The sequence below is a fragment of the Clostridia bacterium genome, assembly GCA_036654455.1.
GTDB lineage: Bacteria > Bacillota > Clostridia > Christensenellales > CAG-314 > JAVVRZ01.
The window spans coordinates 51,262-76,008 of record JAVVRZ010000001.1; the positions used below are offsets into that span (position 1 = coordinate 51,262).

At 35.5% G+C, this 24,747-nt stretch carries 21 protein-coding genes, 1 tRNA gene and 1 pseudogene; 15 read left to right on the forward strand and 8 right to left on the reverse strand.

Annotated features, from left to right (window positions below):
• The 8 genes from ybeY (at nt 1) to RR062_00315 (ending at nt 9,350) form a co-directional block, all read left to right on the forward strand.
• Nucleotides 1–474 (forward strand): rRNA maturation RNase YbeY, encoded by a 474-nt coding sequence (ybeY, locus tag RR062_00280; GenBank protein ID MEG2026164.1) that lies wholly within the window; start codon nt 1–3, stop codon nt 472–474.
• A 7-nt stretch (nt 475–481) separates the two neighbouring features.
• A complete protein-coding gene (gene era / locus RR062_00285) occupies nt 482–1,381 on the forward strand; it encodes a GTPase Era (GenBank protein MEG2026165.1) in 900 nt (299 codons plus the stop codon).
• A gap of 210 nt (nt 1,382–1,591) precedes the next feature.
• A complete protein-coding gene (gene recO, locus RR062_00290; protein MEG2026166.1) occupies nt 1,592–2,317 on the forward strand; it encodes a DNA repair protein RecO in 726 nt (241 codons plus the stop codon).
• A gap of 93 nt (nt 2,318–2,410) precedes the next feature.
• Nucleotides 2,411–5,038 (forward strand): pyruvate, phosphate dikinase, encoded by a 2,628-nt coding sequence (gene ppdK / locus RR062_00295; protein MEG2026167.1) that lies wholly within the window; start codon nt 2,411–2,413, stop codon nt 5,036–5,038.
• A gap of 149 nt (nt 5,039–5,187) precedes the next feature.
• Nucleotides 5,188–6,978, forward strand: coding sequence for a DNA primase (gene dnaG, locus RR062_00300; GenBank protein ID MEG2026168.1), 1,791 nt, complete (start codon nt 5,188–5,190; stop codon nt 6,976–6,978).
• Nucleotides 6,979–8,028: an RNA polymerase sigma factor RpoD gene (gene rpoD, locus RR062_00305; GenBank protein MEG2026169.1), complete on the forward strand. Its 1,050-nt coding sequence runs from the start codon at nt 6,979–6,981 to the stop codon at nt 8,026–8,028.
• Nucleotides 8,029–8,658 (forward strand): tRNA (adenine(22)-N(1))-methyltransferase TrmK, encoded by a 630-nt coding sequence (locus tag RR062_00310; GenBank protein MEG2026170.1) that lies wholly within the window; start codon nt 8,029–8,031, stop codon nt 8,656–8,658. It begins immediately after the preceding gene.
• Nucleotides 8,655–9,350 carry a hypothetical protein gene (locus tag RR062_00315; protein ID MEG2026171.1) on the forward strand — a complete coding sequence of 232 codons (696 nt, stop codon included), beginning with the start codon at nt 8,655–8,657 and terminating at the stop codon, nt 9,348–9,350. The genes RR062_00310 and RR062_00315 overlap by 4 nt, the downstream gene beginning before the upstream one ends.
• 161 nt (nt 9,351–9,511) lie before the next feature.
• Here RR062_00315 and RR062_00320 read toward each other — a convergent pair whose 3' ends face one another.
• Genes RR062_00320 through RR062_00330 form a run of 3 tightly spaced genes read right to left on the reverse strand, consistent with a single transcriptional unit; the run spans nt 9,512 to nt 11,965 of the window.
• A complete protein-coding gene (locus RR062_00320; GenBank protein MEG2026172.1) occupies nt 9,512–10,147 on the reverse strand; it encodes a dihydrodipicolinate reductase C-terminal domain-containing protein in 636 nt (211 codons plus the stop codon).
• Nucleotides 10,144–10,998, reverse strand: a complete 855-nt coding sequence (gene dapA, locus RR062_00325; GenBank protein MEG2026173.1) for a 4-hydroxy-tetrahydrodipicolinate synthase — start codon at nt 10,996–10,998, stop codon at nt 10,144–10,146. The genes RR062_00320 and dapA overlap by 4 nt, the downstream gene beginning before the upstream one ends.
• A gap of 4 nt (nt 10,999–11,002) precedes the next feature.
• Nucleotides 11,003–11,965 (reverse strand): aspartate-semialdehyde dehydrogenase, encoded by a 963-nt coding sequence (locus RR062_00330; GenBank protein ID MEG2026174.1) that lies wholly within the window; start codon nt 11,963–11,965, stop codon nt 11,003–11,005.
• A 161-nt stretch (nt 11,966–12,126) separates the two neighbouring features.
• Here RR062_00330 and RR062_00335 point away from each other — a divergent pair, with 161 nt between their 5' ends.
• From RR062_00335 to RR062_00345, 3 genes are read left to right on the forward strand one after another with little or no spacing between them, the layout of a single operon-like run.
• On the forward strand, nt 12,127–13,017 hold the full coding sequence (locus RR062_00335; GenBank protein MEG2026175.1) for a hypothetical protein: 891 nt from the start codon (nt 12,127–12,129) through the stop codon (nt 13,015–13,017).
• Nucleotides 13,018–13,076: 59 nt separating this feature from the next.
• Entirely contained in the window at nt 13,077–14,618 is a 1,542-nt protein-coding gene (locus RR062_00340; protein MEG2026176.1) for a hypothetical protein, read from the forward strand.
• Between the two features lie 58 nt (nt 14,619–14,676).
• Complete coding sequence (locus tag RR062_00345; protein ID MEG2026177.1) at nt 14,677–15,723, forward strand: hypothetical protein; 1,047 nt, start codon at nt 14,677–14,679, stop codon at nt 15,721–15,723.
• 52 nt (nt 15,724–15,775) lie between these two features.
• Here RR062_00345 and RR062_00350 read toward each other — a convergent pair whose 3' ends face one another.
• The 3 genes from RR062_00350 to RR062_00360 all read right to left on the reverse strand — a co-directional run bounded on the left by RR062_00350 (nt 15,776) and on the right by RR062_00360 (nt 18,441).
• Entirely contained in the window at nt 15,776–16,576 is an 801-nt protein-coding gene (locus RR062_00350; protein ID MEG2026178.1) for an ABC transporter permease, read from the reverse strand.
• Nucleotides 16,573–17,325: an ABC transporter ATP-binding protein gene (locus RR062_00355; GenBank protein MEG2026179.1), complete on the reverse strand. Its 753-nt coding sequence runs from the start codon at nt 17,323–17,325 to the stop codon at nt 16,573–16,575. Before RR062_00355 ends, RR062_00350 begins: the two co-directional genes overlap by 4 nt.
• Nucleotides 17,326–17,445: 120 nt before the next feature.
• Nucleotides 17,446–18,441 carry an ABC transporter substrate-binding protein gene (locus RR062_00360; GenBank protein ID MEG2026180.1) on the reverse strand — a complete coding sequence of 332 codons (996 nt, stop codon included), beginning with the start codon at nt 18,439–18,441 and terminating at the stop codon, nt 17,446–17,448.
• Between the two features lie 491 nt (nt 18,442–18,932).
• Between RR062_00360 and RR062_00365 the strand changes: the two genes are divergently transcribed.
• On the forward strand, nt 18,933–21,542 hold the full coding sequence (locus RR062_00365) for a valine--tRNA ligase (GenBank protein ID MEG2026181.1): 2,610 nt from the start codon (nt 18,933–18,935) through the stop codon (nt 21,540–21,542).
• A 130-nt stretch (nt 21,543–21,672) separates the two neighbouring features.
• Here the strand turns inward: RR062_00365 and RR062_00370 are convergent, their stop codons facing one another.
• The gene (locus RR062_00370) at nt 21,673–22,908 is read right to left on the reverse strand and encodes a DNA polymerase IV (GenBank protein MEG2026182.1); all 1,236 of its coding nucleotides are present in this window, start codon (nt 22,906–22,908) and stop codon (nt 21,673–21,675) included.
• 300 nt (nt 22,909–23,208) lie between these two features.
• Here RR062_00370 and RR062_00375 point away from each other — a divergent pair.
• A tRNA-Leu gene (locus tag RR062_00375) sits at nt 23,209–23,294 on the forward strand.
• On the opposite strand, the gene RR062_00380 is transcribed toward RR062_00375, so the two are convergent.
• The gene (locus RR062_00380; protein MEG2026183.1) at nt 23,273–23,482 is read right to left on the reverse strand and encodes a hypothetical protein; all 210 of its coding nucleotides are present in this window, start codon (nt 23,480–23,482) and stop codon (nt 23,273–23,275) included. The genes RR062_00375 and RR062_00380 overlap by 22 nt on opposite strands.
• 760 nt (nt 23,483–24,242) lie before the next feature.
• Between RR062_00380 and RR062_00385 the strand changes: the two are divergent.
• Together RR062_00385 and RR062_00390 are read left to right on the forward strand one after the other, a co-directional pair.
• Nucleotides 24,243–24,506 (forward strand): annotated as a pseudogene (locus RR062_00385) (hypothetical protein).
• Between the two features lie 57 nt (nt 24,507–24,563).
• Nucleotides 24,564–24,737, forward strand: a complete 174-nt coding sequence (locus tag RR062_00390; protein MEG2026184.1) for a zinc-ribbon domain-containing protein — start codon at nt 24,564–24,566, stop codon at nt 24,735–24,737.
• The last annotated feature ends 10 nt before the right edge of the window (nt 24,738–24,747 follow it).

Below are 24,747 nucleotides of genomic sequence, written 5' to 3' on the forward strand. Positions count from 1 at the left end.
ATGAAAATATTTTTTACTAATGCAACGCTTTGCGAAAAATTATCAATAACAAGAACGATAAAATTTGCAAATAGTTATTTAAAACAAACAAATAAGCTTGAAATGACGGTTAACTTTGTGTCAAGCATACAAATAGCCGAGCTTAATCAACAATTTAGACAGATAAACTCAACTACCGACGTGCTGTCTTTTCCAACACTTGACGCACAAACTAAAACAATAACCTTTGAAGATTATCCAAGCGACATTAATTTTAAGACCGGCAACATTATTATAGGCGAGATTTTTATAAATAGAGAACGGGGTAAAGAACAAGCCATAGAATACGCCCACAGTTACAAAAGAGAGTTAAATTTCCTTGCTCTGCACGGGTATCTGCACCTACTAGGTTACGACCACTTAGAAGAAACGCAACGGCAAATAATGGAAGAACTTCAACGACAAATTTTACAACGGTTAAATATAAACCGATAAGGAAAAAATGATTAAAAAAACAGGTTTTATAGCAATTATTGGCAATCCAAACGCAGGCAAATCAACTTTGCTCAATAGTTTAATACAACAGAAAGTATCTATCGTAAGTCCTAAGCCACAAACAACTCGCAATACTGTTACTGGCATATATACCGAGGGCGACTATCAAATGATTTTTGTAGATACTCCGGGTACGATTAAACCTCGCAACAAATTAGGCGAATATATGGCAAAAAGCATAGATAAAGCTGTTATAGGCGTCGATTGCATTTTGCTTGTAATCGACGGACACGACGGTATTGACAACAGCGAATTAGATTTAGTTGAGAAGTATGGCGACAAAGGCGTTCCTCTTGTAGTAGTAGTATCCAAAACCGATATATCTCAGCCCAACACTCTTATGCCCGAGTTAGCTAGACTTAACGAATATCCTTATATTAGTCAGGTTTTTGCCGTATCGGCAAGAAAGAATAAAAACATAGATTTGCTTAGAGAAGAGCTTAAAAAGTATCTTCCCGAAGGCGAGTTTAACTATGGCGAGGACGAAGTCACCGACAAATCTTTACGTTATATGGTTTGCGAGCAAATTAGAGAGAAAATTTTGCTTGTACTTAACTATGAAGTTCCTCACGGTATCGGCGTAATGCTAAACAAAATGGAATTTGACACAGTAAGACAAATTTGGGATATTGACGCAAACATTATTGTTGAAAAGCAGTCACATAAACCTATTCTTTTAGGCAAAGGCGGAGAAATGATTAAACAAATAGCCACTCACGCAAGAATTTCTATGGAAAAATTGCTTGAAGGCAGAGTTAATCTTCAACTATGGATAAAAGTTAAACCCGATTGGCGAGATAGCGAATATCTTGTTAGCGAGATAGGTTACAATAAAAAAGACTTATAAATTATAAAATATATCTTAGCATATTAAATAAAAATTTTAGCAAATTAAATTAAGATATTAACCACAGCTTTTACGCATAAGTCCTATTAGTTATTTTCATACTAACAAAAAGGGGGCAATTATGAGCGTTAAACAATTAGCTTGGGAAATGTTTGAACAAACTGGCAATATAGCTTATTATAATTTATACAAGAGATTAGAGAACAATGAATGGAACAAAAAATTAAAGCCATAGTATTAAAAAGCGTAGATTATCAAGAAAATGATAAGCTACTCTTGCTTTATTCGGGCGAATTAGGTAAATTTACGGCAATTATTAAAGGCGTTAAAAAACCTAATGCTCAACTAAAATACGCTAGCGAACAATTTTGTTTTGGCGAGTATCAATTTGCTCAAAAAAATAGTCATTACGTAGTAATTGGCTGTAATTGCATAGAAAGTTTCTATTGTTTAAGAAACGATATCGAAAAATACTATTCGGCTTGCGTCCTTCTTGACACAATAGCTACGCTTGAACAAGAAGAAAGCAACCCACAATTATTTGTTCTATTACTTAAATATTTACAAAAGCTTGTCGAAAGTCAAGCGTCGCCTAAGCTATTAGCTCTAAAATTTATACTTACATATTTAGCTAGTCAAGGGTATGGTATGCAATTTGACCGTTGCAGTTTATGCAAAACTACAAGTTTTGAAAAATTATATTTAGACCTTGAAGCCGGAGGTATTACTTGCATGGCTTGTCGAAGTAATAGCGCCCTTGCGCTACCGGCTACTACTTTATCTTGTTTGAGATTGACTGCCGATATGCCATTAGACTCGATTTCTAATTTAAAATTTAAGCCGTCTTATATAAACGATTGTCTTTTAACGCTGTATCAATATATTTCACATAGTTTATTTAAGATAAAAAGTCTACAAGAATTGTTAACTATCTAAATTATTATAAAATTTGATAGAAATTTGTTTGTCTATTTTGCTTTTTTAAGGTAAAATAGCTATTGTCAACACAAAGAAAATTTAGGAGGAAGTATGGTAAAGTACGTTTATTTATTTAGTCAAGGTAACGGCAAGATGCGAGAGTTACTTGGTGGCAAAGGGGCTAACTTAGCCGAGATGATTAATCTTGGTCTACCTGTACCCGATGGTTTTACAATTACAACAGAGGCTTGTAATAAGTATTACGAGTGTGGAAAAGCTCTACCACAAGAAATTACAGAGCAAGTATTTGAAGCCTTAGACATAACTGAAAAGAAATTAGGCAAGAAATTGGGTGATTTGGTTAATCCATTATTAGTATCTGTTCGTTCGGGCGCAAGAGCTTCTATGCCCGGTATGATGGACACTATATTAAATCTTGGTTTAAATGACCAAACAGTAGAAGTTATCGCAAAGCTTACAAACAATCCACGTTTTGCTTATGACAGCTACCGTAGATTTATACAAATGTTTAGCGACGTTGTTATGGAAGTTGAAAAAGCTAAGTATGAGAAACTTTTAACTAACGCTAAAAAAGCAAAAGGCGTTAAATTTGATACTGATTTAGACGCTGACGATTTAAAGGCGCTTGTAGTTGAATTTAAAGCGTTATACAAAAAAGAGCTTGGACAAGACTTTCCGCAAGACCCCAAAGAACAACTTATGTCGGCAGTTCTAGCTGTTTTCCGTTCTTGGAACAATCCTAGGGCGATTTATTACAGAAGAATGAACGATATTCCCGGTAGCTGGGGTACGGCTGTTAGCGTTCAATCAATGGTTTATGGCAATATGGGCAATGACTCAGGCACTGGCGTTGCGTTCACACGTAACCCTGCAACCGGCGAAAAAGTTCTTTTCGGCGAATATTTAATGAATGCGCAGGGCGAGGACGTAGTAGCGGGTATTCGTACGCCACAACCTATATCTCATTTACAAGACCAAAACGTAGAAGTTTATAATCAATTTGTAAAGATTTGTTCAATTCTTGAAGACCACTATAAAGATATGCAAGATATGGAATTTACCATCGAAAGAGGCAAACTATATATGCTTCAAACTCGTAATGGTAAGAGAACGGCTGCCGCCGCTTTAAAAATTGCCGTTGATATGCTTAAAGAAGGCAGAATTGACGAAAAAGAAGCTTTGCTTAGACTTGAACCTCGTTCTCTCGACGCTTTACTTCATAATCAATTTGACCAAAAGGCTTTAAGTAAAGTTACTCCTATCGCTAATGGTTTGCCAGCTTCTCCCGGAGCTGCTTGCGGAGCGGTTTACACCGACTCAAAAAGAGCTATCGCCGCTGTTGAAAAGAACCACAAAGCAAAGGTTATTATTGTTAGACTCGAAACTTCGCCCGAAGACATTGAGGGTATGGCAGTTTCGCAAGGTATATTAACTGCTCGTGGCGGAATGACTTCGCACGCAGCCGTTGTAGCTCGTGGTATGGGTACTTGTTGCGTAGCTGGTTGTTCGCAACTCAATATCGAACACGGCGCAGACCACTTTTATATCGGCGAAGAAAAATTTGTAGAAGGCGACATCATATCTCTTGACGGCTCGACAGGTAACGTTTATAAGGGCGCTATGCCCACAGTCGAACCTCTAATTAGCGGTGACTTTGGTTATATTATGGGCTTAGCCGATAAATATCGTACTTTAAAAGTAAGAACAAACGCCGACAATCCAAAAGATAGCGCAGTTGCTGTTAAATTTGGCGCAGAAGGTATCGGTCTATGCCGTACCGAGCATATGTTCTTTGGCGACGATAGAATACAACCTATGAGAGAAATGATTGTTTCTGACACCGTTCTTGGTAGAGAAAAGGCTCTTGCTAAATTATTACGTTTCCAAAGAGCAGACTTTGAAGGCATATTTAGAGTAATGCAAGATAGACCGGTTACTATTCGTTTCTTAGACCCGCCACTTCACGAATTTTTACCCACTAAGGAAGAAGATATTAAGAAGATTTCTAGCGACATCGGCATTACAGTCGAGAAATTAAAGACAATTATTGCTTCTTTGCACGAATTTAACCCAATGCTTGGGCATCGTGGTTGCCGTTTATCAATTACCTATCCTGAAATTGCTCAAATGCAAACAAGAGCGGTTATTGAAGCTGCCATTAATATAAGAAAAGAAGGCGTAAATGTTATACCTGAAATTATGATTCCTCTTGTAGGCGAAGTTAAAGAATTAGAATATGTTAAAGCCGTTGTAGACCAAACAGCTCAACAAGTAATGAAAGAGAATAATGTTTCCTTTAAATACTATGTTGGCACAATGATTGAAGTTCCTCGTGCAGCGTTAATCTCTGGCGAAATTGCAAAAGTTGCAGAGTTTTTCAGCTTTGGCACAAACGACTTAACTCAAATGACCTATGGTTTTTCTCGTGACGACGCTGGCAAATTCCTACCTTACTACTATGAAAAGAAAATTTTCGAAAGCGACCCATTCGCTCGTATTGACCAAATCGGCGTTGGCAGACTTATGAAATTATCAGTAGAAGAGGGTAGACAATCTCGCAAAGATTTAAAGACCGGCATTTGTGGCGAACACGGCGGAGACCCAAGTTCGGTAGAATTTTGTCACAGAATTGGGCTAAATTATGTATCCTGCTCTCCGTATAGAGTACCTATTGCCCGTCTTGCCGCAGCCCAAGCAGCAATCAAAGACCTTAAATAAATTTACAATTATTTTAAAAGCCACTTGTAAATCAAGTGGCTTTTTGTTTTTTATAGGTTTTTAGTATATTTATGCAAATATATCAAAAATTTTTAATTAAATAGAGGAAAATTAAGAATTATATAGAATTAGTAATTGTGGAGGAAGAAATGTCAAATAAACAAGAATGGACAAATTTTATAGACGAACTGAAAAGTAAGAATGATATTGTCGACGTTATTTCTTCTTACACCGTCACTACTCAAAAGGGGCGAGCATTTTGGGCTCTCTGCCCTTTTCACGGTGAAAAAACATCTTCATTTGCAATCAACAAAGAAGGGCAGTATTACAAATGTTTTGGGTGCGGGGTGTCAGGCGACGTTATTAAATTTGTTCAAGACATAGAGGGCTGTACCTTTATGGAAGCAGTAGAAATATTAGCTAAACGTGTAAATATGCCTGTGCCTGTTTCTCAGCAAAACGACGACGCAGTCGCAAAAAAACACAAATTAAGACAAACTTGTTATGATGTTTGTTTAGCGTCGGCAAGGCATTATCACGACAACCTAGTAGGCAATCAAGGCAAATTAGCTAGGGAATATCTCATAAGCAGAGGTATAAATTCACTGACAACGAATGTTTTTGGATTAGGCTATTCCTTAGGATTTGACCAGTTACCTAGTTACTTAGCCAGTCAAAACATAAGCTACATAGACGCTGTTAATGCAGGGGTGATTGCAAAAGGGCGAAATGATACATATTATGATTGTCTTTATAATCGTTTAATCGTTCCTTTAATCAATATTTCGGGCGACGTTATAGGGTTTGGCGGTAGAACGCTCGGTAGCGACAAAACCATAGCGAAATATAAAAATACGCAGGACACTTTGGCGCACGAAAAAAACAAAAATTTATTCGGTATTAATCTTGTCAAAAAAAATAAGCCGGTAGGCAGACTTAATAGCATTATTGTGCTTGAAGGTTATATGGACGTAATATCGCTATATCAATGCGGTATTACTAATGCGGTAGCCAGTATGGGTACTTCGCTTACAAAAGAACAGGCTAAACTTCTTAAACGTTTGACCGATAACGTATATATCTGTTATGACGGCGATTCGGCAGGGCAAAGCGCAACCATAAGAGGCCTAGATATTCTCAAAGACGCCGGCGTTGAAGTTAGAGTTATTAGTTTGCCAAATAAGCTTGACCCCGACGAATTTGTTAGAAAAGAAGGCGTAGAGCAATTTAAACTTCTTGTTGACAAGGCTTTACCTTTAATCGATTACAAATTGAAGGTTTTGCAAGATATTTATCCAATTAATTCGCCAAATATTGTAAAACAGCAAGAGGCAAAACGCAAATTTTTAGCGTCGGCGATAAGTATAGTTAAGGGACTTGACGCAGTCGACAAAGAATCTTACTGTAAATTGCTTGCCGAAAAAACGCAAATTAATCTCGACTTTATCAAAAAAGAAGTGTATTCTCTCCAAGCTGTCGCTCAAACAACTAGCGACGAAACAACAAAAATTTCAAAAGAGAGTAGCGCTCTTTGCTTTATTGCAAAGTCACTGCTTGCAAATAAACCTTACGCAACGCTTGTGGAAAAATTATCTCTACCGCTTTTGCCCGAACTTGACACAATATTTAGTTATATTTATCAATGTAGACAATGTGGCAAACAAACTAAGATAGGCAACATCTTTGACTTAGGTATCAAAGACCGTCAAATTATTGATAATATCGTTAGCGAAGACGAATTGACCCAAGAAGAACAAGTTAAATACTATAATGATTGTTTAATCGAAGTTGAAGTGTATCAACTAGTCAACAAGCTTGAAAGCATTATGGTAATTTATCAAAATACCAATGACATAACTAAAAAACAAGATATAATGCGACAAATTCAGCAACTAACCAAACAAATTAGAATTGCTAAACAGAAGAAGGGAGAAATTTAAATGATTGACGAACTTATCAAAAACATAGTAGAAGACATTAAACGAATGAGTGAAATCAAAGGATACGTTACTTATTCCGAAATCGAAGAAAAACTTGAAAAAGTTGAGTTCTCGCCCGACCAAAATGCCGAAGTTTATAAATTGCTAGAAGATAGCAACATTACAATAGTCGACATTTTAGAAGTAAAAGACGACGACTTACTTAAAAACGTAGCAGACGTGCCGATTGACGACCCTGTTAAGATGTATCTTAAAGATATAGGCAAAGTACCTTTGCTTAGTGGCGACGAAGAAGTCGAGCTAGCGATACGTATGCAAAATGGCGACCAAGAAGCTAAACAACAACTTAGCGAAGCTAACCTAAGACTTGTTGTTTCTATTGCAAAACGGTACGTAGGCAGGGGAATGTTGCTACTTGACCTTATTCAAGAGGGCAACTTAGGTTTAATTAAAGCCGTTGAAAAGTTTGACTATACTAAGGGCTTTAAATTTTCGACTTATGCGACTTGGTGGATAAGACAAGCTATCACTAGGGCGATTGCCGACCAAGCTCGCACTATTCGTATTCCTGTGCATATGGTCGAAACAATCAACCGTCTAACTAGAATTTCACGCGCATTACTTCAAGAATATGGCAGAGAACCAACTCCGCAAGAGATTGCCAAAGCTATGGACATAACCGAAGATAAGGTTATCGAAATACAAAAAATTTCACAAGACCCCGTAAGTCTTGAAACTCCAATAGGCGAGGAAGAAGACAGTCACCTAGTTGACTTTATTGAAGACAACAAGACCATTCAACCAAGCGAAGTTGCCGCTAATACTATGCTTAAAGAACAACTTATTGCAGTATTGCATAAACTTACCCCACGTGAAGAAATGGTGCTTCGCCTAAGATACGGCATTGACGACAGCCGTCCCCGTACTCTTGAAGAAGTCGGCAAAGAATTTAACGTAACAAGAGAAAGAATTAGACAAATAGAGGCAAAAGCTCTGCGTAAATTGCGTAATCCTTCACGCAATAAAAGACTTAAAGATTACCTTGATTAGATGACTAAACGACAACTTGCAATAATTGAGTTATTGCCTACTTGTAATGTTTTGTGCGACGTTGGGTGCGACCACGGAATAATCGGCGCTCAGGCTCTTGCCACAAATAAGGCAAAAAAAGTTATTTTTACCGATATTTCTGCGCCTTCGCTAAATAAAGCTAGATTACTTTGTCAAAATGTCAATCTAACTAATTGCGAGTTTATTTGTCAAGACGGCTTAGGCAATATCGCTTGCGATTGCGCTGTAATCGGCGGAATGGGCGGACTTGAAATATTAGATATTCTAAGGCAGGCTACAACTTTACCCGAAATGCTGTTACTTCAACCTATGCGTTCGTTAGAAACATTAAGGCAAGAAATTATTAAAAACTATAAAATTCTTGTCGACAAAATTGTGTTTGATAAAAAATATTACAATTTATTGTTGCTTGTTAAAGGGAGCGATTCTTTAACGCATAGCGAACTTATATTTGGAAGAAGCAACATAAACACAAATAACCCGGACTTTAAAATATACTTAGAACACGAACTAAAAAAATGCGATACAATTTTACAAAAAACCTCACTAAATAATGTAATAAGCAGACGAGAACAAATTTTGTTACTGCTTAATAAGGAGCAAATATGAATAAAATCTTTGAATATCAAGCGCTAGACGGTCAACTTAAAAAAATAAGAAAAGAGCTTAACAACTCTGACGAAAACAAAGCTTTTAATAGTTGGGCAAGTTTCCTACAAAAGGCGCAAGACGAATTGATTAAACTTGAAAATAGGACAAGAGAGTTAAACTACTTGTTAGATAAGCAAACCGAAAATTTTGAAGAAAAGCAGAAAGTTATTGATGATTATAATTTGTCGATTGACAAATGTATCGATACGCAAGAGCTAGAATATCTCACCAAAAAGCTTAACGATTTATCTCGTATTTTAATCACCATTGATAAAGATATTAGAATTCTTACCGCAGAAGTCGACGAAATATCGGCAAAATACGACGCATATAAAGTAAAAGTACCTAATGCGCAAGAAAAAAAGAAATTTGCAAAGTCAAAGCTTGACGAACTTGTAAATTCTAGGCGTGCCGAGATGGATTCTATCAAAGCTCAACTTGCCGAGATGGAAAAAGAAATTGAGCCTTCTATGATTGAAGAATATAATAGTTTAAAAAAGCAAGCTATTTTTCCGCCTTTTGTTACCCTTAGAAGCACTAATCAATGCGGTGGTTGCAGTATGGAATTGCCCAATCAGCAAGTTTCTATGCTAAATAGCGAGGGTAGAGTTCGTTGCGAGCATTGTAGACGCACAATACTTAAAGAATAAATAGCAAAAACTAAAATGTAAATTTAGGAAGTAATAACATATTTTAATTGATTTAAAAAGAACGCTTTATTAAGCGTTCTTTTTATAATTTTAGTGTCTAGAATGTAATTTATAAATATCAAATTGCATTTTCTAATAATTTAGACCTAACTATTGTAATTTTAAATTAGTTCGCAAACATCATAAAGTTTTGGTTGCCTGTCTATAATATTTTTTGCTATTTTTATCGCTCCTTCGGCGTAAGCGTCTATATTATATGTTGTGTGCGTAATTTCTATGCTTTGATATTTGTCGCTAAAATAAATTTTATGTTCTCCCGAGTGGTTTGCAAGCCTGAGAAAAGTTATTTGAGGGTTAATTAAATAATTTGCAAGCATTTTTGCAGTACCGCTTGGAGCGTCCTTTTTATTTATTTGATGTATTTCACTAATTGCTGTGTCAAATTCATTAAGAAGTTTTGTCATTTCGGGTAATATTTTTCTAATACAAATTATTCCATAGGTAAAATTAGAGCAAATACAAATTGGAATAGTTTGACTAGCCAAATAAATCATTTGCATCTGTTCTGCGTTTTGCCCTGTCGTACCTATTACGAGCGGAGTTAAAGTTGTGGTGGCGTAGCTAAGTAATTTTTTAGTAGCATTAGCGTTAGAAAAGTCGATAATGCAGTCCGCTTTACTTAATTTTGTAGTATTTGTGTTTATACAAACTGTCGAATATTTAATTTTTTCTTGTATTAGAGATTTTTTTAAAGACTTAGCAATTCTTCCGTTACCCCAAACAATACAGTTTTTCATAAATATTTGTCGTACTTAGGTAATATTAAGTCAATGGCAATTTTTAAGTTGTCGTCAATTTCTACTAATGGCGACCTTAAAAAATACGTATCTAGCAGACCTAACTTATAGAGAACATATTTTATTGCCGTAGGGTTAGGGCTAGAAAACAATAAAGACGCTAGTTCGACTAAATTGTGGAAGTCATTTAGATTTGGACGATAACATAATTGTTTGAGTAGCCTAACATAAGCGTTAGATACTACCGAGATTATTCCTTGCGAGCCTATACTATAAAATGGCAATAAAAGGGCGTCGTCGCCACAATAGAGAGCAAAATTATCTAAATAAGGGATAAGTCTACTTGTCGAAGCTATATTTCCGTTTGCTTGTTTAAGACCGACTATGTTTGGGTGTTTACTAAGTTCTATTACCGTATCTATATCTAGGTCATAACCTGTGCGAGAAGGAACGTTATACAAGATTATAGGGGTATCAACTTTATCGGCGATTGAAAAGTAATGCTTTAAAATGCCTTTTGAATTTGTTTTATTATAGTAAGGCGTAACTACAAGCAAATAATCAACTTTGTAGCTTTGAGCTAGCAAACAATCTTTAATCACTTCTTGCGTTTCTGTTCCGCCACAACTAGCCATAATCTTACATCTTGTATTTACTACTTCTGTAACGACTTCAAGCTGGCGAGTTCTTTCGGCTTGACTAAGAATAGTCGGTTCGCCGGTTGAACCATTTACAAGTAGACAATCAACGTTGCCGTTAATTTGATATTCTATTAAGCTAGCAAGTTGGTCGGTAAGTAGTCCGTTTTGGTCATAGGGACTTACTAGGGCTGTGCAAACTCCCTTAAACATATTTTTAACCTCCAAAGAAATATTCGCCGATTTGATAAGCGTTATAAGCAGCGCCTTTGAGTAAATTGTCTGCTACTATCCACATATTTATGGTATTGTCAAGGCTATAATCTAAACGTAATCTTCCTACGTAGGTTTGAGTCTTGCCAATAGTTTCTAACGGAGTAGGGTAAGCAAATTCTTCAAAGAGAACTATTCCGCTTTGATTTGACAAACACTTTTTAATTTGTGGCAAAGTAAAGCTATGTTCTAATTGAACATTTAAACTTATGCTGTGGCAGTTTGCAACCGGTACTCTTACGGCGGTGCAAGTTATCGGTAAGTTTTTAAGATTTAATATTTTTCTACTTTCGTCGATAACCTTCATTTCTTCTTTTGTATAGCCGTTTGAAGTAAAGTCGCCTATTTGAGGTATACAGTTATCGTAAATTTGACAAGGCAAACAAGTTGGGTTTGTTTGGTGTTCTTTAAGGGCTAAGAGTCCTTCTTTTCCGGCTCCGCTTACGGCTTGATAAGTGCTTGCAACCACTCTTTTTAAGCCAAATTCTTTGTCAAGGGCTGATAAGGTTGGCATAATTTGTATGGTTGAACAGTTTGGATTTGCAATTATATAATTATGCTTATAGATTAACTCGCCGTTAACCTCAGGCACGATTAGCAAAACTGCGCTAGCTAGCCTATAATAAGAAGAATTATCAATGCAAACAGTATGTTTATTTGTAAGCAATGGGGCGTAGACGCTAGCTGTTTTTTCGTCGGCGCAAAAAAAGGCTAAGTCGAATTCTTCTTGTAGCAAGCTATCTTTGGTTAGCTCAAATACGGTTTGCTCTTTTCCTAAGACATTGATTTTATTTTCTTTTGTCGAAGAAGCGAATAACTTTATATTATGGCGTATCGCTTTACTATTAAATACGTCAATTAAACTTGCGCCAACTATTCCGCTTGCGCCTATCAATGCAATTTTCATATACCCTCACAGTAATATATCTTATGTTTTTTAGCTTATTTAAGAACTATTTGACTATTCTTACTTTTATGATAAAAAGAATTTTAAAAGTATTAGTATTTAATTGAAAAAAAATCAAAAATAGGGTAGAATACAAGCATATACCAAAAGGGGACATAAACGTGAGTAAAATAGATTATAAACAAATAAAACTTGAAAACGAACGCAGTACGCATTTAACCAAACGCCTTAACAGATTGTCTATATGGGGTTTCTTTAAAGTACTTTATCGTAACGAAATGATTAAACTTATGCTTAGCAACTTATTCTTTTTGTTATTTGCCATTCCTTGCGTATTTGCATTTGTCAATTACACTAACAACGTTTCACTTTTAACGCAAACTTTGCCTTCTTCTAATGCGTTTGGCATTGGTAGCGCTGTTTGGCTTGGAGTCGGGCAGGAAACTACGTCAAGTATGCTAGTTATCGGCAGTAAATTCCATTTGTGGTTAACGTTAGCGCTTTGCGCCTTTGCCTTTGTCTTTTCGGGCGGTTTTGCAGTTGTTAGAGACGCTTTCTGGACGGGTAAGATTACATTTTTTAAGAGTTTTTGGCTAGGCATTAAATCAAATCTTCCCTACACAATTATTTGCACGGCTTTGCTTTCGTGCATGTATTTTGGCATATATGTTCTACAAAACTATATTTTAACAACTCTTCCTCTTTGGGCGATGATTTGTATACTTGTAGTAGCTTACATTTTACTTGTGTTATTAATTATGTATTGCTTAATATTATTTTCGGTTACAAACACTTATAAACAAAGCGTAGGCGCAAATCTTAAAGATGCTTGGTTGCTTCTTTGGATGAATATTTTACCTAACTTTGTGCAATTAATAATTATGGCGCTTCCGGCAGGTTTACTTGCGGGCTTTGCAACTTCGTTTATTGGTTCGCTTGCGATTATGTTCTTCTTTATGATTGGAGCGTTCTATATGGTATTTGTTTGGTCGACTCACATGATGCGCACATTCGCTTTGTTTCACCCCATAGACCCCAAAGCCAAAGCATAATTTTAGTAAATCAAAAAGGTCTTAACAAGACCTTTTTTTGTAATAACAAAAGGTAAATAATGACAAAAATTGTATTTGAAAAGAATAGTCAAATTTTAATAGATACGGCTCTAAACCTACAAGAAAAAGATTTTGTAGGCGCAATTAAACTGTTTGTAAAAGCGAATACGGCTTATTCTAAGTTATGTAGGGCTAAATTATTGTCAAACAATAATTTGTTCGAGGAAGCCAACACTCTTTTGTACGAATTATTATACTCAAAACAATACACTCAAAATTGTTATGCTCAGTTAGCGCATAATTTCGAGCGTATTGGCGATTCGCAAACGAGCGAGTACTATATGCAATTAATTGATTATGAATTAAATAAATTTGATGTTAATTGGCAAAATGTCGAAAAGCAAAGCGACCAAAGCGACGAAGAAGACGAGCAATACGACGAAGACGACGAACAATCTTCTTATGAAGACGACGACATTGACCAAACAAAAGTCGACGCTAAACGCAGAGTTTCCTTTATGAGCGACATAAAGAAGTTTGACAAATTATTGGCAAAAGAGAATTTTGTCGGCGCACAAAAGCAACTTAGGCTGTGCGAATTTAGATATCATAATTCGTTTGAAATATCTCTTATGTATGTAAGGTTATTTCACGCCTCTAAACAATACGCAAAATTAGCCGAATTGCTTGCCGAATTAAATAAAAAAATGTCTAGCGAAAGTTACTTTGAAATTACCGAATTAGGCGTGTTACTGGGTAGACTTAAATTATATCAAGCTTCTTATGATGTTTTAATTAGATTTAATGATATGCCTAACTTTATTAAATATTCTAGGCTAGGGTTTTTACTATTTATCGCAACTTATAATCTAGGTAGAATAGAACAAGCGAAAAAGATATTAGACGATTTTTTAGCTGTTTGGCAAACTCCTTTTTACAATCAATATTCTTCGAAATTTAATAAATTAATGGTTTTTGAGCCGATAAATGACTATGAAATGTTAATTAGCAATGATATATTTGCCCAAAAAGTTAATTTTTTATTGTCTTTTGCCGATTATTTTGGAATTTGGAAAAATAAAGAATTGCTAAACGCTGTGAGATGGACTATGCAACTTGACTCAAATTATATAGAGCTTCAACTTGTCGTAGTTGCAAAATTATTAGAATCAAACGAAGCAAAAACCACTGAATATTTACAAAGTTTGTTAGTTTACGAACACCTTGACAGCGTTGTAAAGCAAAAAATTATCGAGGGTTTGCTAATTAAAGAAAAAACCTGTTTTGATATAGTTGCGTTTGGAATATATTACACTTTTAGTTTTACCGCATCGCTACCAATAATTTTACGTGAACAAACTATCAAGGCGTTGTCGGTTATTGCCTCAAATTTCTTTATCACGACACAAATTGCAAATAATATAGTAGACAAAGCGCAACAAATACAATCTTACGTTGCCAAAAGCAATTTTTTAGGCGGAGAGCATAACGATTTAATCGCTTGCGTTATAGCTTGTGGCGGAGTAAGCGGTAGCATTTATTCTTTATTTAATGTTACGTATACCGACGTAGCTAAGTTTACCGAGCAATTATTTGATTAATCATTGTTTATAGGTTTTATTTTGTTCTAGTTATAACTAACGTTAAGTACATTATTGTATGAAAAGCGTATTTAATTGTTTGACCGCCGTATGCGTAATTGTAGGTTGCGTAATCGGCGCAGGGTTTGCTAGCGGTAAAGAAGTTTTAATTTTTTTCTATCAAGGCAACCCATTATTGGTTTTTATATCTTGCTTTATTTTATTTTTTGTAGGCACTGTGTTATTTTTAATAGCTTCAAATAGATATAAAATTTATGATACTCATATTCTTTTTTACAAGATATTTGGCAGACTAAATATAATTTTTGAATTGCTAATAAATTTAGCTTACTTTATTGTGCTTGCGACTATGCTCGCAGGCTCTAATTTGTGTCTTTCAAAGATTTTTAATACAAGTTCGATTTTTCCTTTCTTTTCGCTTGCAACGGCAATTCTTTGCGGTTACGCTTTAAATCACGATATTTCGGGGTTAAAATTTGTAAATGTCTTAGCCGTACCGCTAATTATTGTTTTTATTATATATATTTGCCTGCAAAGGGGAGATGCGTCTGTCGTTTGCGAAGGGCAAAGGCTTAGCTCGTCTTTAAGTTACTCAGCCTTCAACTGTATTATGATGTGCGGTGTTTTGTTGCCCTTAGGAAAGGGTTTGAATAAAAAAGAATGTGTTATTACATCTTTAATTTCTTCTTTATTTCTTTCGGCGTTAGTTGCATTAATTTTGCAAAGAATTAATCAAGGCGTATTTTTAGACACGCCTATGCCTCTAATATCACTTGCAAAAGAACGCGGAATTATACCCTTTTATTTAGCAAGCGGAGCGTTATATTTATCTATCGTAACAACGCTTGTAAGCAACGCTTTTCCGCTTGTAAGAAGTTTAGGCAACGTAGTAAAAGATAAGACAGTTTCAACTGCTATTGTAATGTTTTGCGCTTTAATCTTTTCGCTTGTAGGCTTTGATAATATAATCGAAAAGGCTTATCCGGCAATAGCTATATTTGGTTTAATTGTAATTATATTTTTACTTGTAGGACTAATATTTGACTATATTTTAGAGAAAAAACGAAGTAAAGAAAGACAAAATCACGATGCGGTTACAAATTAATGTAACCGCACCTATATAAGCGCTCGCTCGTTTTATTAAGCAAGCGGGTTTTTTATTCTTTCCATTTAACAATAGCTTTTTCAAGCAAAGCTACTAGAAAATACATAATGCCTGCAAGCAAACATAAGATTATCGTACAAGCCATAACAAGGTCTAGTTTAAATACTTGACCGCCATAAACTATTAGATAGCCTAGTCCAGCCTTAGACACAAGGTATTCTCCCATAATTGTGCCTACCCACGCCATACCAACGTTAATTTTTAAAGTAGCTACTAAGGTTGGGATATTAGTTGGAAATACTAATTTGGTAAAAATTTGTAGTTTGCTTGCGTTCATAGTTTTAAGTAGCAATATTTTGTTTGCGTTAGTTTGGTAGAAACCGTTAAGCATAGTAATTATTGTAATTACGACCGAAACAAGTATTGCCATTACAATAATGCTAGCCGTTCCCGTTCCAACCCAAATAATTATTATAGGCCCAAGCGCAATTTTAGGTAAACTGTTGAGAACAACTACGTAGGGTTCAAAAACATCGTTTAAAAACTTGCTCCACCACATAATAATAGCGATAATTGCGCCTAAAACTGTTCCGCACATAAAGCCAACGATAGTTTCGTAGGTTGAAATAAGTATATGTTTGCCAAGTTGACCGGTTCTAAAAGTTTCAATTATTGTCGCCATAATCTTGCTCGGGCTACTCGTTATAAAAGAGTCGATTATGCCATAAGTCGCAAGAACTTCCCAAAGTAGTAAAGCTAGTAAAAGAAAACCTATTTGAGATATAAGCACATAAAAGGAGTAAGTCTTAATCTTTAACAAATATTTTTTGTGTTCGGGCGAAAAGTTTTTCATACGTTTAGCTCCTGCCATATTGTTTCGAATTGTTTGCTAAAATCTTTGTGTTCTCTACGAAGTAGGGGCGTAGACACATCTTGCATTAGCGTTAGATGCTCTTGTTTAATTGTAGCGGGTCTTGCCGTAAGTACGATGATTCTATCAGCCATAGAGATTGCCTCGCTAATATCGTGAGTGACAAGCAAGGTTGTTTTACCTTCTTTTTTAATAATCGAATATACATCGTCGCAAACTTTAAGCCGAGTTTGAAAGTCAAGCGCCGAAAAAGGTTCGTCAAGGAGAAGAATTTGAGGATTTGTGGCAAGGGTGCGAATTAAAGCCACTCTTTGACGCATACCGCCTGAAAGTTGGTTGGGATAGTGATTTGAAAATTCGGTAAGACCATACTTGTCTAGCAGGCTTACTGCGTGAGCGGTATTTTCTTTTTGTAATTTTTTTTGTATTTCTAGCCCGAGAATAACATTTTTATAAATATTTCTCCACTCAAACAAATGGTCGTGTTGTAGCATGTAGCCAACTTTTGAAGATATGTGAGCAGGTTCGCCGTTTATGAGAATTTCGCCCTCGCTCTGTGGCAAAATTCCGCAAATTAAAGATAAAATTGTAGTCTTTCCACAGCCCGATGGGCCCAGCAAGGCTACAAACTCGCCTTCTTTTATGGTAAAACTTAAATCTTTAATAGCTTGCGTTTGACTTGTTTTAGTATAAAAAGTTTTACTTACATTTTTAAATTCTAATACATTCATTTTTTCACCTACCAGTATATTTTATTATATCTATCTAGTAGTTTTAATGTGAAAGCCCTCCTTAATTTTGGAGGGCTTAAAATGAGTTTTTTTAATTAATTTTTAAGAGATTTAGCTATTTTATTGACTTACCTTATTTGCGATTGAATTGTCGACAAGGGTAGAAAAGTCAACTCTTCTGTCAAGCTCGCCGGCATTTTCCAAAATATTTAGCAGTCTTTCCCAACTAGCCGGTTGCATAACAGGCGAAGACATCCAAGTGTCGTACGCTTTATAGTTAGCAAGCGCCGACACAATTAGCGATTTTTCCGTTCCCGCAAAATAGGGCAATAACAAATCGGCGAGTTTATTGTTATCGGTTGCGGTAAGATATTTAGTAGCTTTATAAATACAGCTTAAAAACTTTTCTAATTTTTCGGGATTTTTTTCAATGTACGAAGACGTAGCGACGTAGCAAGTATAGGGAATTTCTCCGCTTGCAAGTCCTATTCCCGTTACTATGTGACCCTTGCCTTGTGACTCCATATTACTAGCCACCGGCTCGAATAACGGCACGTAGTCGCCCGTACCGCCTGTAAATGCAGCTCCCAATAAACCAAATTGAATTTCGTAATTCATAGTGATATTTTTGCCATCATAGTAGCCCTTTGTGTTAAGAATATATTGAAGTATCATTGCCGGCATACCGCCACGTCTACCCATAAGAATTTGTTTGCCAGCAAGGTTTGTCCAGTCAAAGTTTGGCTCATTATTGCGACTTACTAAAAAACTTCCGTCACGCTTAGTCAACTGTCCAAATACCTTTGGATGATTTTTTCTACCCTCTAAGTAAACGTAAATTGAAGACTCCGGCCCCATTAGTCCAATATCGGCTTCGTTAGTAAGTAGCGCCGTCATAGTGTTGTCAGCGCCTGCGCCGTTAGTTAGCTCGACAGTTAGTCCGGCTTCATTGAAATATCCTAACGCAATAGCTAGATATTGTGGCGCATAAAAAATTGAGTGTGTAACCTCGTTTAATCTAATTAGACCGTCATCTTGATTGTCGCAAGCGACAAGCCCAAGCGGAACGCTAACTATAAAAACAAGTGCGATAATAAAAGTTAGTATTTTTTTCACTTTTAACCTCCAAATTTAAGTAATATATATTATTCTTGTAAATAAATATGTGTTAAATATATATTTTTTGTTTTCTTTTAGTTGTCAAAATATTGTTTTAGGGCTATAATTTAAACATAAGACGTTATTAGACAAGAGGGGTAAACTAATCTACTTAACAGAGAATAAGACAGTTGGTGTAAGTCTTAAAGCAAGGTTTTTTATTTGTAGCTTGTTGATGTCGCTTAGCGAACTAATAGTAACTAAGACGGGTTGAAGCCGTTATCCTTCTAATAAGGCAAATATATTTATTTGTAAATTAAGGTGGTACCACGGTGTTGCTCTTACAATGTCGTCCTTATTATAGGCGGTTTTGTAGGGGTTTTTTTAGTTGGCTTGTAAAAATATTAAATTGTAAAGTAAAATAAGCTAAAATATAAATGTTTTATACATTAAAAATTCATACATAAAAATCATAAAAATAAGAATTGACAATTTTTAAGGAGAAATATATGGAAAAATCTTATCAACCCGAATTATTTGAAAAAGAGCTTTATAACTCGTGGCAAGTTCAAGGTTTGTTTACCCCTAAGGTAGACACGACCAAAAAACCTTTTACAATAGTCATACCGCCACCAAATATAACCGACCAACTGCACATAGGTCACGCATATAATAATTCTTTGCAAGATTGTATTATTCGTTATAAACGCTTAAAGGGTTACAATACTTTGTGGCTTCCCGGAACGGACCACGCAAGCATAGCTACCGAAGTAAAAATAATCAACCAGCTAAGTAGCGAAGGGCTTGACAAAGATAAGATAGGCAGAGAAGAATTCTTGCGTAGAGCGTATTTGTGGAATGACAAGTACGGCAGTCGCATTATCGAACAGCTTAAAGAATTAGGTTGCAGTTGCGATTGGTCAAGAACGGCTTTTACTATGGACGAAAAGTGTTCTAAGGCGGTAAAAGAAGTATTTGTCAAATTATACAACAAAAAACTAATTTATCAAGGCAGTAAAATAATTAATTGGTGTCCGCATTGCAAAACTGCTCTTTCGGACGCCGAAGTTGAATATGAAGAGAAAGATTCTTTTTTGTGGCATTTTAAATATTTTAGCGTAGACGGCAAAGAGAGCTTGGAATTTGTAACTACTCGTCCTGAAACTATGCTTGGCGATACCGCCCTTGCGGTAAATCCAACGGATAAAAGATACTCTAAATTTATCGGTAAGAAATTTATTGTACCCTTTGTAAATAGAGAAATTCCCGTAGTGGCAGATAACTATGTAGAAAAAGATTTTGGCACAGGCGTAGTTAAAATTACGCCTGCGCACGACCCTAACGACTTCGAAGTAGGTCTAAGACACGACTTGCCACTTATTAAAATATTAAACGATGACGGAACTATGAACCAAAACGCTCAACAGTTTGCTAATCTAGACCGTTATGTTTGCCGTAAACAAATTGTCGACGAAATGACTAAACTAGGTCAGTGCGTAAAAATTGAGCCTTATAAACACAATGTCGGTAGTTGTTACCGTTGTAATACTGTAATCGAGCCTATAATTAGCAAACAGTGGTTTGTGTCAATGGGGACGCTAGCAAAACCTGCAATTAAAGTTGTAAAGGAAGGCAAAGTTAAATTTATTCCAAAGAGATTTGATAAAATTTATTTTGATTGGATGGAAAATATCAAAGATTGGTGTATTTCTAGACAATTATGGTGGGGGCACAGAATACCCGTTTGGTATTGTCAAGATTGCAAGCAAGTTATTTGCCAAACTGAAACTCCTACAAAATGTTGTAAATGCGGAGGAACTAATTTGCAACAAGATAACGACGTGCTTGATACGTGGTTTTCATCTGCGTTGTGGCCTTTTTCAACGCTAGGCTACCCCGAAAAAACAGCCGACTTAAATTATTTCTTCCCAACCGACGTATTAGTTACTATGTATGACTTAATATTTTTCTGGGTGGCAAGAATGATATTTTCGTCTATTGAGAATATGGGAGATATTCCTTTTAACACTGTGCTTATACACGGTATGGTAAAAGACGAGTTAGGACGCAAAATGAGCAAATCTTTGGGCAATGGTGTCGACCCTGTGCCTTTTATTCAAAAGTTTGGAGCAGACACGTTGAGATTTTCTCTAATCAATGGCGTTTCTATCGGTAACGATATGAAGTTTAACGCTAGTAAAGTCGAGAATACACGCAACTTTATGAACAAAATTTGGAACGCTAGTAGATTTGTGCTTATGAACTGCCTAGATAAAACTATTTTACCGCTAGAAAAATGCAAACTTAACCTTGCGGATAAATGGATACTATCAAAATTAAACAATCTTATCAAAGACGTAACTAAAAATATGGATAACTATGAACTCGGCATAGCTTCGACAATGCTATATGACTTTATGTGGAGCGAATTTTGCGATTGGTATATTGAGTTTAGCAAGCCCATACTGTATGGAACAGACGATATTGCTAGACAAAGCAATCTATCTGTACTTGTATATGTGCTTGATAAATTACTTAAAATGTTGCACCCCTTTATACCGTTTATTACCGAGAAAATTTATCAAGACTTGCCAAACGCTTCGGGTACGATTATGAACCAAACTTATCCTATCGCAAAGCGTAATTATTACAAAAAACAAGAGAATTTAATAGAAATCGTAAAAGACGCCGTAAGTAAAATTCGTTTTGTTCGAGCCGAAAATAAAGTTGCGCCGAGCAAGCGCATAAGGCTATTTATTAGTTTGAGCCTTGACTTAAACCCGCAAGATATCACTGCGTATATTGAAAAACTTACAAATTCGACGGTAAGTTATGTCAATGACTGTCAAGAAAACGGCGCTTCTTTGGTCACCACGCTAGGCGAGATATTTATTCCGTTAGGCGATATGGTCGATGTTGAAAAAGAAATAGCAAGAATAGAACAAGAAATAGAGAAGGCAAACGCCGAACTTACATTAGCGCAAGGAAAGCTATCTAATCAACGGTTTATCGATAAAGCCCCCGTAACTCTTGTTGAAGCCGAAAAACAAAAAGTTCAACATTACACCGAGATTATTGTAAAATTAACTGAAAAAAAGAACAATTTAGTTAATAACTAATAAAATTTCTTTAAAGAATTTTTACAAAAACAATAGGGTAGATAAATTTTATCTACCCTTATTTTTAAACCCTTTTACTGTTAAATAGTTTAAGATTGTTTTATTGATTAGAAGGAAAATGTTGATATAATTATCTTTTAAAAGGCAATAAATCTTCTTCGCTACAATATTTGTCGGTCATAGCTGTTTCTTCTAGTAAAATTGCTCTTGTAAGCGTGTTATAACCATATTTGGTTCTTATTTTGTCAACTGTTTCTTCAATTTTTTCGTATTTTGAAGGTAATTCGTCGTAAATACTTAATTGCTGTTTTATTTCGTTTACGCAAATAAGCTTGCTAGTAGATATTGTTATCGTGCGCATTGCCAAATCGACGTTTGGGTTATAAATATATTTTAGTAATTTGTAAGCGGTTTCGGCAATTAACCCTGCGGTGTAAGTAGGGGAAGACAAGGTTGTTTGGTGAACTCGGTGCGATAAATCATTAAAACGAATATTTATTTGTACAACGTTAGCTTTTAGTTTGTATCTTCTTAGCCGTGTCGCTACAAGTTCGCTTAAAGCGTATATTGTTTGTTTTGCCATAGTGAGGTTAGACATATCTATCTTTGTAGTCGTGCCGTGACCTACGCTTTTGATAGCGCTTTCTAGTCCGTTGATACTAACCGGGTCGTCGTCTAGTCCGCAGGCATATTTTTTTATTTTTGCGCCGTTGCTATCAAGATATTCGGCAAGCAAATTGTCGTTTGACAAGGCAAGTTCGCCTACTGTAAAAATATTAAGTTTATGTAGGGTTTGAGTTGTTTTTGGCCCTACCATAAGTAGAGATTCTACCGGCAGGGGATAGACAATTTGTTTGAAATTTTCTTTGCTAATTACCGTTGTTGCGTCGGGCTTTTTGAGGTCGCTACCTAGCTTTGCAAAGACTTTGTTGAATGACACTCCAACCGAAATTGTCAACCCAAGTTGTTGCTTAATATCGGCTCTAATGGCGTTTGCAGTCGCTTCGCCATTTTTGTTTGAACAAATATTTGTCAAGTCTAACCAACATTCGTCCATACCAAACCCTTCAACTTGATTAGTATAGTTGTTGTAGATGTTACGTGCCATTTGCGAATAACCAATATATTGTTCAAAGTTTGGTGGCACTACGACTAAATCTGGGCATTTTAATTGCGATTCCCATATTGCTTCGCCGGTAACTACGCCCATATTTTTTGCTAGTGTGTTTTTTGCTAGCACAATGCCGTGTCTATCCTCAGCGTTACCGCACACAGCTACGCATTTGCCGACTAAACTAGGGTTGAGCAAACATTCAACCGAAGCGTAGAAATTATTTAAATCACAATGAAGTATAACTCTATCCATATATAATATAGTAGAACTTTTGTTCTATTTTGTCAATGTAAAATTAACATATAATTTAATATCTATAATTTAATAATATTATTTTATGTGATTGACTCAATTTTAAAATTAAAAAAGCATTTGCTTAAAGAATTAAATAATTTAAAGTAAAATATAGATAGTAAAAACAGTAATCGAATATTAAATGATAAAAGCAATTTTGTAAAGAATAGCTATTCTTATGCTAAGCCGTTTTAAGTATTTTTTGTAAAATAGTTGTCAAGATAGCTCAAATGTGATATTATATCCTAGCTATTATATGCCGAAGTGGTGAAATGGCAGACGCGACGGACTCAAAATCCGTTCTTGGCAACAAGGTGCGGGTTCAAGTCCCGCCTTCGGCACCATCAATAGTGTTACAACTGTCCATTTTTTGGGTTAAATCTTGTTCGCAAAAGATACTTGCGATACGAGATTTAATTTCAATTTGGGTATCATTACCAACATTTGTCAAAATAACCTTGTCGATATACTTTCGGCAAAGGTTTTTTTGTTTTTCAGGGGAATAATCAAAAATATTTTTTAATTCCGGCATTTCAACTCGAATACAACTACTTTCGGTCTTTTGCGAAAGTTTTTTAATTTCTTTAATAAACAAAATATTTTTTATTTTAATATTGACATTAAGTATTTAATATGATAAATTGTATTTAATAATTACTTTATGATTATATATTGTAATTGTTTAAATTTTAATTATCAAGAAGGCGCTATACGAAAAAATTAAAAATTTATTAACTATATAGGTCACAGCATTTGTAATAATTGTTCTTAGACAAATAGTTATGCCCATATCATATAGCGATAGTATTATATTAAAAATCACTTTTAAGTGCAAATATTAATAATAACGCTACTAAAACAGTTTAGAATTAGTAGCTATAAATAAATTAAATTTGGAGGGAAAAACTATGGCGGAATCAAAAAATGCTAATGGCTCTCAAAGCGAAGCTGTTTCTAAATCTAGGTTCTCGGGTGGGGCGTTAGGATTACTTGGGGTAAATATCTTAACGTTTATTTGTAGCGCAATTACGCTAGGAATAGCTTACCCTTGGCTTGTGTGTTATAAACAGCGTTGGATAACAAAACACACCATAATAAATAACAAACAACTTACATTTGACGGTACTGGGGCTCAACTTATTGGGTCGTGGATTAAATGGATATTTTTCATAATAATAACCCTTGGAATATATTTCTTTTGGTTATCGATTAAGTTAGAACAATGGATCGCTAAACATACTTACTGCAAGCAAAGCCAAAAAAATCCTAATACTTCAAAATTTGACGGCGGAGTGTTAGGTTTGTTGGGCATTAACCTAGGTACTTTTTTTGGTATGGCTTTTACGTTTGGATTAGCTTTTCCTTGGTTAATTTGTTGGCGTCAAAATTGGAAAACATCGCATACCTATGTCGAGGGTAGCAAGCTTACGTTTGATGGCAAGGGGTTGCAATTATTTGGAAATTATATAAAATGGTTTTTGTTGACATTAATCACGCTAGGCATATATGGTTTTTGGCTAGCTGTCAATGTAATTAAGTGGAATACAAAACATACTTCGGCAAATTTTGGTAATGGCAATTTCACTCAAACTAACAGTGTTGACGAAGAACCGATGCCAGAAAGAGCAAAAAATACCCAAGAAGAAGTTACGGATATTCCAAAAAAACAAGAAACGGTTGACTTTACCAAATATTCTACAAAAAATGAGGTGAGCGTTTGCAAAAAGTGCGGTTTTCAAGCTCCTTCAACCGCTAAATTTTGTCCTAAGTGTGGCAACTCACTTTAAAAACACAAGA